Origin of the sequence: Campylobacter volucris (assembly GCF_008011665.1) — a bacterium.
Classification (GTDB): Bacteria; Campylobacterota; Campylobacteria; order Campylobacterales; family Campylobacteraceae; genus Campylobacter_D; species Campylobacter_D volucris_A.
In genome coordinates, this window is record NZ_VOWJ01000010.1 from 1 (window position 1) to 10,783 (window position 10,783).

The following is a 10,783-nucleotide window of genomic DNA, read 5'->3' on the forward strand; positions in this document are numbered from 1 at the left end:
GTGATGATTATTGGGAATTAAACTGCATAGAAGAATGTGTCCCTAGAATGGATGGGGTAGAGATAGTTTGGTTTGATAATAAAGTATTTGAAGATATGGTAGAAACCGTATATCCATTTAGTAAAACCTTTTTAGAAAATTTTAGCGATTCAATTAAAGATACAAAAATTACTTATAATATATGGTTAATGGAATGCATTAGAAAAAATATATATTCAATCTGGATAGCTGTTATGGAAATGATTGATTTTGAATATTTAAAATCGATTAAGTTAAAATTTTTAGATGGTGTTTTATATGAAGATAATTTATTTGGAACTCTATTATTCTTACAATCTAGCAATATTTATGTTTTAAACAAAAAATTATATAATAATAGAATAAGATCTAATAGTACAATGAATCATGATAATAAAATTACCCATGATAATATTACTCCTTATTTTAGAGAATTATTTAATTATTTTGATTCACCTAGTGAAGTTAAAAGATATATTCAGTTTTATAGTTGGGTGAGTATGAACTTAGAATTATTATTATATTTTTTAAAACAAAACATAAAAATTTTTCATATTGAAACAGTGCAATCTTTTGTGAAGTGTTATTATAATGTTTCTTTTAGTTGTTTACAAAGTTCTTTTTTAAATACAGATCCTTGGAAGGCACATGATAAATTAAAAATTTTAAATTTTTACATAAATCAAGAAAATTTTACAAATTGCGATCAATCAAAAGACAATTTTATATTTAAACACGGCACAGCTAAATCTAGAATTCAAAACCAACTCTCCTATAAACTAGGTCAAACTTTAATAATAAATTCAAAAAGTATATTTGGCATACTATGTATGCCAATATATATAATATCAACTATAATAAATCATAATCAAGAACAAAAAATATATAAAGCAAAAATAAAAAAAGATCCATCTTTAAAATTACCTCCATTAGAATCTTATCCTGATTATAAAGAAGCTATTAAACTTAAAAATCATCTTTCTTATAAATTAGGACAAGCTTTAATAAAAGCTAATAAAACTTGGTATAAAGGTGGATATGTTAAATTGTGGTTTGAGATTGGGAGATCAAGAAAAAAGTTAAAAAACAGTATGCACGATAGTAGAGAGATTGATAATACAACAGATGAAGATTTTTTTATGGATAGACACAAGGTTATTTTTGATTATACACCAAATTTTAAAAATCCTGAAACTTTTAATGAAAAATTAGTATATAGAATGTTATATGATAGAAGCCCATTTTATGGGTTTTTAGCCGATAAATTAAAAGCAAGAATATATATATCATCTATTTTATCAAAATATTCTAGCAAACATTTGCTTTCAAAGGAATCTATATTGTTTAAAGATATAGATCAATTAAAAAAAGAATTATTCGCTACAAATTCTTGCCCATATTTACCTAAACTATATGCTATATATGATAATGTATATGATATAAATTTTCAAGAACTACCTGATTCTTTTGTGTTTAAAACGAATCATGATTGTGGTGGATATGTCATAGTGGAAGATAAAAAATCTTTTTTAAGAAATTCAAAGTTGCTATCTGATAGTATAGATAAATTGAAACATCATTTATCTAATAATTACTATTATTTATCTAGAGAATGGCATTATAAAAATATTAAACCAAAAATATTTGTAGAAGAGTTGTTGCTTGGGGAAAATAAAAAACCAGCAGATACTTACAAATTTCACATATTTGATCATGAACAATTAAATAATAACTATATTCAATTTACGATGGATAGATTTGATAACTATAAAAGATTGATGTTTGATACTAATTGGAATTTGGCGCCTTTTAATTTCATGTATGAAAATTTATGTGATAAATTACCATGTAGACCAAAGAATCTTGAAGAAATGTTAAAAATTTCTTTGAAGTTATCTAAAGAATTTGATTATGTTAGAGTTGATTTATATTCTGTAAATAATTTGATTTATATAGGCGAATTGACTTTTACTCATGGCGCTGCAAGTGAAAGAGTTATTCCAGATGAATGGGATAATAAACTTGGACATTTATGGAAATTAAGGAGATTGCAAGATGTTGCCAAATGAAAATATTAAACATCTTTCCCCATATGTTTCCATACCTCATGAAGTATGGAATATAAAAGAACAAAATGATATATTAAAATTAGATTGGAATGAGGCTAGTGTGCAGCCTTCTCCAAAAGTTTATGAAAGTATTGGTGATTTTCTTAAAAAAGGTTGTTTGAATTGGTATCCCAATACACATAATGTGGCACTTTTAGATAAAATAGCTAAATATGCAGAGCAAGATGATTATTCATATGTTCAATTATTTGCAAGCTCTGATGCAGCACATGAAAACATAATAGATGTGTTTTTAAATAAAACTTCACGTGTTTGTTTAATATCTCCAACTTATGATAATTTTAGGGCAAGAGCTAATGGTGTAGGAGTGGATACAATTAAATTTTATTTAGATGATAATTTTTTATTGGATTTTGATCAACTTGATTTTTTTATAATAGACAAATGTATAGATTTTGTATATTTGTGTAATCCTAACAACCCGACAGGTTTATGTTATAATGCTGAAAAGTTGGAAAATATTATATTAAAACATACTCATACTATGTTTTTAATAGATGAGGCTTATTATGAGTTTTGTGGTGTTTCAGTTGCACATTTAGTAAAAAAATGTAAAAATTTAATTATTACTAGAACTTTTTCTAAGGCTTTCGCATTGGCTAGTTTTAGGATAGGGTATATAATTTCTCATCGTGAAAATATTGAATATATAGATAAGTTGAGAAATTCTAAAAGCATTTCAATGATTTCTCAAATAGCTGCTATGGCTGCTTTAAGTGATTTAGATTATACTATGAAATATGTTTATGAGGTTAATTTAGCAAAAAAGGAATTCGTGAATAAATTGTTAAATATAAGTCTTTATGTGTATAAAAATTCTTTTGCTAATTTTGTATTGATAAAATCCAAAGATGCCAATGCTATGGTTGAATATTTAAAAAAAAATAATATCTTTATAAGAAATTATTGTCATCTTATTCCTGATCATTATAGAATTACAATAGGTACAAGAGAACAGATGAATTTTTTATATGATAAAATGGAGCGGTTCTATGCAAAGTGAGATTTATGCTTTTTTTGACTTTTGTGAAACAATAACCAATTTTCAAACTTTGGAAGCTTTTTTACCTATTATTAAAAATTGCAATCCTAATTATAGTGAAGAAAATAATTTTAAGCGAAGAAAAGAGTATAGTGAGTTAGATTTACAATATCCAACTTATGAAGTTTTAATTGATTGTCCTATACACAAAGTAAAACATAAAGCTAAAGAATTTATTTATGATAGAGTTTTGAAAAATATAAATAATAATATCTTAAATAAACTTTTTTGGCATCAAGATCAAGGTCATATAGTAGCAATAGTGTCTGGTGGATTATCAATTTATATTGATGAATTTGCTAATCTTTATGATATAAAACATGTTGTAGCTGTTGATTTGGAATGTCAAGCAGGGGTGTTTACTGGTAATATTGATGGTATTCATACAATGCAAGAGAGAAAATTATATAAATTATCTCAAATATTTGATATAAGAAATATAGATCTCGAAAATTCTTATGCCTATAGTGATTGTGTTAGTGATATTCCATTGTTATCATTTGTGGGAAATCCTTATGTTGTAGAATGTGGAAAAGATGTAAGATGGGCAAAGCTACTTAATTTTAATATAATTAAAGGCAATTAATGAATCAAACTAAAACAGTCGGCGTAGTAATCCCCATATATAATGTAGAAAAATATTTAAAAGAATGTTTAGATAGCGTAATTAATCAAACTTATAAAAATTTACAAGTTATACTAGTCAATGATGGAAGCACTGATGAGAATTCACTAAAAATAGCTAAAGAATACACCTTAAAAGATGAAAGATTTATATTATTTGATAAAGAAAATGGAGGACAAAGTACTGCTAGAAATGTAGGTATAGAATATTTTAGCGGAGAATACAAACTTAAAAATATAACAACACAAATTAAAGAAAATTCTTTAATTGAATTTGAACTAGATGGTAATAATCCTTACAATATATATAAAGTATATAAAAGTTATAAAGCTTTTAATAATGAACAAGATTTAATTAACTTTACTTATCCAATTATCGATTATATTATCTTTTTAGATAGTGATGATTATTGGGAATTAAACTGCATAGAAGAATGTGTCCCTAGAATGGATGGGGTAGAGATAGTTTGGTTTGATTCATTTATGAGATTAGAGGATAATTTAACTAAACAATGGGCAAGTACCATAGTTAATTATGGATATAATATTGAAAATAAAATAACTTCTTATTCTTGGTTAGAGAGAAGTAGACAATTGGGATTAAATTCTTTTTATTTTACTTGGCAAGGAATGATTGATTTTATTTTTTTAAAAAAAATAAAACTTAAATTTATAAATTATATAATTCATCAAGATCATTATTTTGGTATGATTTTATTTTATAAATCAGTGTATATATATACTTTGCCAATAAAACTTCATAATTATAGAATTAGACATAATAGCACAATTCATTTTAATACCGCAGATAAATTGGAAATTCCTACATATTTACTTGAATTGTATGATAGCTTTGAACAAAATGTTATTTTATTTAAGAGATATCATTCTAGTGCTAGTTTGTGTTTCACTTTGTTTTGTTTAATAGTATTTTTACATGAAAATAATGAAGATGACCATGAATTATTTTTAAATGTTTTTCTTGAAAAAACTATTGATATGTCTAGTAATATAATTTATTTTGAAAACGATCCTTGGAAAGTAAAAGATAAATTTATATTAGTTTCTAAACTATTTACAGTATTAAATCAAAAAAATATTATTAGTAATACTGGAAATAATTTTATATTTAAACACGGCACAGCTAAATCTAGAATTCAAAACCAACTCTCCTATAAACTAGGTCAAACTTTAATAATAAATTCAAAAAGTATATTTGGCATACTATGTATGCCAATATATATAATATCAACTATAATAAATCATAATCAAGAACAAAAAATATATAAAGCAAAAATAAAAAAAGATCCATCTTTAAAATTACCTCCATTAGAATCTTATCCTGATTATAAAGAAGCTATTAAACTTAAAAATCATCTTTCTTATAAATTAGGACAAGCTTTAATAAAAGCTAATAAAACTTGGTATAAAGGTGGATATGTTAAATTGTGGTTTGAGATTGGGAAGATACATAGATGGTATAAAAATAAATGATATTTTTACATAGACAAAATGATATACAAGAAAATATTGAAAATTTTGGAGTTGAAATTGATTTGAGATATGATAAAGAATTAGTTTTAAATCATGATGTGTTAAATAAAAATCAACAATATCCTTTATTGAAAAATAAAAAACAATTTATAAAAAATATTCCTATTATATGCAATATAAAAGAATCAGGTTTAGAAGAAAAAGTGATTGATTTATTAAGTGGTTATGATTATTATTTTTTAGATTCTCAAATACCAGATATTTTAAGATTATCTAAAAATGGGCATCAAGGTAAATTTATTATAAGAATTTCAGATGTTGAATCATATAATCAAAAACTTATAGATATTAGTAAACCAAAATATATTTGGTTAGATTATTCTCAATTTGATAATTTTGATATAAAAGATTATCAAAAATTTATTTTAGATATAAATTCTATTTTAAAAGATAGTATTATTCCTATTTTGGTATCTCCAGAGTTGTATAATTTGTCATATGTAAATCTTATAAATGATATACAAAATATTTTACCTACAAAAAAAATTTCTATTTGTACAAAAAGACCTGATTTGTGGAGTTTATATGTTTAATTTTAAATATTTAGCAGATAAATACAAGCTTATTATGGTTGATATCGATAATACTTTATTTAATTATACTTTTGCTCATAAAAAAGCTTTAGAAAAAGTTATGAAGAAATTTAATTTTTCTTTAAGAGAATATGAAGATGCAAAAATGATAATTAATGCAAGAAATTTATCAGCTAATCATCATAAAAAGGAATTATATTTTAAAATTATTTGCGAAAATAAAAATATACACTTTTCTAAAGCTAAGGAAATGTTTGAATTTTATAATAAAAATTTTATTTTAAATCTAAAAGTAGATAGAACAATGTTTAAGTTTTTATCATATATAAAAACTATTGATAAAACTGTTATAGCTATTACAAATTTTTATTTTATTGAACAAATTAATAAATTAGAGCATGCTAATTTGATAAATTTTATAGACTATCTTGTTTGTTCAGAAGAATTTGAATTAGAAAAACCAAATAAAGCATTAATTAATAGAGCTTTAAAATTATATAAAAAAAATATTGCAGAAGAAGATATTGTAATGATAGGAGATTCTGTTGCTGATGATTTCTTAGGGGGGGGGGTATAGGATAAATTATTATCCTTATAATTGTTCAAAGTTGTTGATTTCTATTTCTGGAAAAAGTGGAAGCGGAAAGACTACTTTGAGTAATCTTTTCAATGATGTATATGAAAGTTTTATAATTAGCACTGATGGTTATCATAAATATGAAAGAAATTCTAAAATGTGGGAAAGAATAACTCATTATAATCCAGAAGCTAATAATCTTATTCAATTAGCAATGGATATAAAACATATTTATCAAGATATTGGAAATCTTTATATTCCTCTTTATGATCACAAAGATGGTGTTATAAATAAATCTGACAAAATAGAAGTAAGAGATTTAGATGTTGTTATTATTGAAGGTTTGCACACCTTGTATGAAGAAGTTATAGGAGATTTTGTAAAGATAAAAATATATATTGATTCTGACGAGGCTGATAATCAAAAAATTAATAGAGATAGTATAGAAAGAAATTATGAGTATTCTAAAATCATAGAAACTATTAAAAAAAGAGAAGATGATTATAAAAAATATTTAGAAAAGCAAAAAGATAATGCAAATTTTTTAATTACCATTAGGGATGGTAATTTTATTATAGAGTTAAAAGAAATTTTAATAAATGATTATTTGCAAAATAAATATTTTGGAAAGTATGATGATTTGTTAAATGCAATTAAAAATATTTTTGAAAAAATTTTACAAAATCGTTGGATATTAAATAATGATACATGATATAAAAAAATTATATAAACATATTAGAGATTATAAAAATTTATGCGAAATTTTTGGAAATATTTTAGATGCGCCTTCAAAAGGTGGTAATATATCTATAAAAGAAGATAAATATTTGATTATTAAATCTTCTGGGGAGGATTTAAAAAAAGAACATAATGTTTCTATATTGATAAATGGAGTAAATGCATATTCTTATTGTGATGGACAAATAATAAAAAATATTATAAAACCATCGATGGAGATTGGAATGCACACGGTTTTTAAAAATAAATATGTTGTGCATTATCATCCTATATATGTGTTGCCATATCTTTGTAGTGATAATTATAATTTTAATAAAGCTATAGATTGCGATATTGTTGATTTTATTTTACCAGGCGGTGAATTATTTAAGTATTTACAATCTGTTTATATATATAAAGAAAGTGGCGTGGTTATGTTAAAAAATCATGGTGTAATTTTATATTCAGAAGAAATAAGCGATTTATTTAAGCTTTATAAAACAATTAAGGATACATTTTTTATAAAAAATAATAATTTTTATACGCCAGATGATGCTGTTGATAGTAATAATTGTGAATTATGGTTATTTAGAAATGTTATAGAAAATATAGCGCATAAATATAATTTAAATTTAAAATTATTAAATCAACATGAAGTTAATAAATTATTATCATTACCGGATGAAATATATAGACAAATAAAAATGAAAGATAAGGATTAAAAATGAATATTATAATACCAGCAACTGGTATAGGAAAACGTTTTAAAGAAGCTGGATATAAAGATTTAAAACCTTTTATATTTGTAAATGAAAAAAAGATTATTTTGGATTATGTTATAGAGTGTTTTGATGTCAAAAATGATAAATTTTATTTTATTATACAAGAACAAGAGCAAGATAAATTTAAACAATTTGTTAAAAGTAGAAATATCAATGCAAAAATTATTATTTATTATGGAGAAAAATTAGGACCATCTGGAAGTTTATATGGAGTTAAAGAAGAATTCGAAGATATTTTAGATGAAGAAGTTATTGTTAGTTATTGTGATTTTGGTCAAAAGTGGGGCTATAATGATTTTTTAAATTTTACAAAAAAATATAATGATGCTCAAAGTATTATCCCTTGCTATACAGGATATCACCCACATTTAATTCCTTTAGAAAATGTATATGCTGCTTGTAAAACTTATGATAATAGTTATAAAGTTTATAAAGTCTTAGAAAAATATAATTCTAAAGATAAATTTAATGAATATTATTCTTCTGGTATATATTATTTTAGAAGTTTAAAATTAGCTTTTGAAGCTATAAAAAAACAAATAGATAATAAGGATATACTTAACGGAGAATATTATATTTCCGTAGCTTGTAATTATTTGAATAATGTATTATGTTATCCTTTTGTAGAAAAATTTTATCAATTTGGAACACCTAGTGATTTCGAATACGCAAAGAATAGGTTAAATTCTAATGATATTATTAATGATGATATTAATATAGATAATGTTGTTGTTTTATCAGCTGGTAGAGGAGAGAGATTTTTAAAATTAAATTTTAATCAACCTAAGCCATTTTTGCCATTAGGAGATTCATTTTTAGTAAAAGAAATTATTAAAACATTAAAAAATATTAAAGGTAAAATTATATGTGTTGGAGCAAAAGATCATGAAAAATATTGGGATAATATCAATGAAGAAGTTAGATATGTTAAGTCAAATAAAATAGGTGCGGCATATTCTTATAAAGAATCTTGTGAAGATTTGTCAGGTGATGTTTTAATTCTCCCTTGTGATTTGATTGCTAAGCATATAAACGATCAATTTAAAAAAGTATATTTAAATAGTGATATTATTATTTTTGTAACAAAAGCATCAAAATATAATTATGATAATCCAGATTATTTTACTTGGATAAATGGAAATAATGATACTGTAGAAAAGATATCTGTTAAGCACAGGCTAGATAATAGTGATTTGATTATGATAGGTAGTTTTTATTTTAAGCAAAATTTTGTATTGATTAAAGCTATAAATGATATATTTGAAAATAATATACAAACAAATGGGGAATTTTTCATAGATAATGTTTTTGAATTACTTATAAAAGATCATAAAATATCTTATGTTGAGGTTGATGAATATTTTTCTTTTGGAACTCCTGAGGAGTATAAAGAAAATATATATTGGTTTAAAAATATAGTTGAAGGATATGTATGAAAAAATTAGCCATACATTTATGTGGTCACATGAGAACATTTGAAAAAACATATAGTTTGTTTTATCAGAATATTTACAAAGCCAATGAAAATAAATATGAAATAGATATATTTATACATACTTGGGATGAGTTAGAACAAGGTAAGAATAGTTCTTGGCATAAAAATTTAGAGTTTTATCCGACTTTATCTGGTTTAAAAATTAATAAATATTATTATAATAAAATTGTGAATTTATACAATCCAAAAGAAATATTGGTGGAAAATTTAAAACCAGGTAAACATGGCTGGTATGATACAAAATATCAAGTTAGATATATAAGAAAAAATTATGAAAAGGATAATTTATTTAAATATGATGTGTATTTGTATACTAGACCAGATTTATTATTTTTAACACCATTAATTATAGATGACTATTTATCTTTTTCAAAAAGTTTTAATTTTGATATACCAGAAATGTTTTTAGCTCATTCATCTTTTTCTAGAATGCCTATAGCTCATCCTTTTCATATAACTGAAGGCGATTTATTGTATTTTACTACAGATTCAGATTTATTCATACCTAATCCTAATATATATTATGGAACAATTTCTAATATTTTATCTATTCCTATAAATTATTTATTATATAGAGATTTTCTTATTTGGAGAGAAACAAGCGTCAAGGTTAATAATTCTTTTTTGTCTGTATATAACAGCAAAGAAAAAATATTGAACGATTTTATTTTTTTAGAAGAAAAACACAATCAAATAGAAATTTTTCAAAAAGATCTTCAAAACACCAACAACAATCTTAATCAAACTAATTCATTACTTTCTTTCCAAATCAAGCATGGTACAGCAAAATCTAGAATTCAAAACCAACTTTCCTATAAACTAGGTCAAGCTTTAATAATAAATTCTAAATCTTTGTTTGGTTATATAAAAATGCCTTTTGTATTATCTTATATTAAAGATAAACATAATCAAGAACAAAAAATATATAAAGAAAAAATAAAAAAAGATCCATCTTTAAAATTACCTCCATTAGAATCTTATCCTGATTATAAAGAAGCTTTAAAAGAAAAAGAATGTTTAACTTATAAATTAGGTCAAGCACTTATAAAAGCTAATAAAACTTGGTATAAGGGTGGATATATTAAACTATGGTTTGAGGTTAGGAAGTTGAAGAGGGAATTTGTATTAAAAAATTAGATAAAATTTACAAATAATTAAATATCCAATAGATATTTTAAAGTTTGTTTTAATGAGGATGGTATAATAATAATTTTAAATTTAAAGAAAGTAATATTATGAATCAAACTAAAACAGTCGGCGTAGTAATCCCCATATATAATGTAGAAAAATATTTAAAAGAATGTTTAGATTT

The 10,783-nt window shown here is 23.4% G+C and carries 9 protein-coding genes and 1 pseudogene; all 10 read left to right on the forward strand.

Annotated features, from left to right (window positions below):
- The coding region (locus tag FPD38_RS08210) for a DUF8374 domain-containing protein (RefSeq protein WP_261798257.1) at positions 1-2,087 on the forward strand (2,087 nt) is incomplete at its 5' end.
- Entirely contained in the window at positions 2,074-3,150 is a 1,077-nt protein-coding gene (locus FPD38_RS00585; RefSeq protein ID WP_147554873.1) for a pyridoxal phosphate-dependent aminotransferase, read from the forward strand. The genes FPD38_RS08210 and FPD38_RS00585, both read left to right, overlap by 14 nt.
- Positions 3,140-3,775: an HAD-IB family hydrolase gene (locus FPD38_RS00590; RefSeq protein ID WP_147554874.1), complete on the forward strand. Its 636-nt coding sequence runs from the start codon at positions 3,140-3,142 to the stop codon at positions 3,773-3,775. Before FPD38_RS00585 ends, FPD38_RS00590 begins: the two co-directional genes overlap by 11 nt.
- Positions 3,775-5,307 carry a glycosyltransferase family 2 protein gene (locus FPD38_RS00595; protein WP_147554875.1) on the forward strand — a complete coding sequence of 511 codons (1,533 nt, stop codon included), beginning with the start codon at positions 3,775-3,777 and terminating at the stop codon, positions 5,305-5,307. Before FPD38_RS00590 ends, FPD38_RS00595 begins: the two co-directional genes overlap by 1 nt.
- Positions 5,304-5,900: a PI-PLC domain-containing protein gene (locus FPD38_RS00600; RefSeq protein WP_147554876.1), complete on the forward strand. Its 597-nt coding sequence runs from the start codon at positions 5,304-5,306 to the stop codon at positions 5,898-5,900. Before FPD38_RS00595 ends, FPD38_RS00600 begins: the two co-directional genes overlap by 4 nt.
- Positions 5,893-7,189 (forward strand): annotated as a pseudogene (locus FPD38_RS08365) (HAD-IA family hydrolase). Before FPD38_RS00600 ends, FPD38_RS08365 begins: the two are co-directional and overlap by 8 nt.
- A complete protein-coding gene (locus tag FPD38_RS00610; protein ID WP_147554877.1) occupies positions 7,179-7,916 on the forward strand; it encodes a class II aldolase/adducin family protein in 738 nt (245 codons plus the stop codon). The pseudogene FPD38_RS08365 and the gene FPD38_RS00610 overlap by 11 nt, the downstream one beginning before the upstream one ends.
- 2 nt (positions 7,917-7,918) lie before the next feature.
- On the forward strand, positions 7,919-9,412 hold the full coding sequence (locus FPD38_RS00615; protein WP_147554878.1) for a sugar phosphate nucleotidyltransferase: 1,494 nt from the start codon (positions 7,919-7,921) through the stop codon (positions 9,410-9,412).
- Entirely contained in the window at positions 9,409-10,608 is a 1,200-nt protein-coding gene (locus tag FPD38_RS08390; protein ID WP_147554879.1) for a DUF8374 domain-containing protein, read from the forward strand. Before FPD38_RS00615 ends, FPD38_RS08390 begins: the two co-directional genes overlap by 4 nt.
- 98 nt (positions 10,609-10,706) lie before the next feature.
- A partial coding sequence (locus tag FPD38_RS00625) for a glycosyltransferase family A protein (RefSeq protein WP_147554881.1) occupies positions 10,707-10,783 on the forward strand: 77 nt, incomplete at its 3' end.

Coding starts and splice junctions, on each gene's coding strand:
- FPD38_RS00585 (WP_147554873.1), top strand. CDS start 2,074: ATGTTGCCAAATGAAAATATTAAACATCTTTCCCCATATGTTTCCATA.
- FPD38_RS08390 (WP_147554879.1), top strand. CDS start 9,409: ATGAAAAAATTAGCCATACATTTATGTGGTCACATGAGAACATTTGAA.
- FPD38_RS00615 (WP_147554878.1), top strand. CDS start 7,919: ATGAATATTATAATACCAGCAACTGGTATAGGAAAACGTTTTAAAGAA.
- FPD38_RS00595 (WP_147554875.1), top strand. CDS start 3,775: ATGAATCAAACTAAAACAGTCGGCGTAGTAATCCCCATATATAATGTA.
- FPD38_RS00610 (WP_147554877.1), top strand. CDS start 7,179: ATGATACATGATATAAAAAAATTATATAAACATATTAGAGATTATAAA.
- FPD38_RS00590 (WP_147554874.1), top strand. CDS start 3,140: ATGCAAAGTGAGATTTATGCTTTTTTTGACTTTTGTGAAACAATAACC.
- FPD38_RS00600 (WP_147554876.1), top strand. CDS start 5,304: ATGATATTTTTACATAGACAAAATGATATACAAGAAAATATTGAAAAT.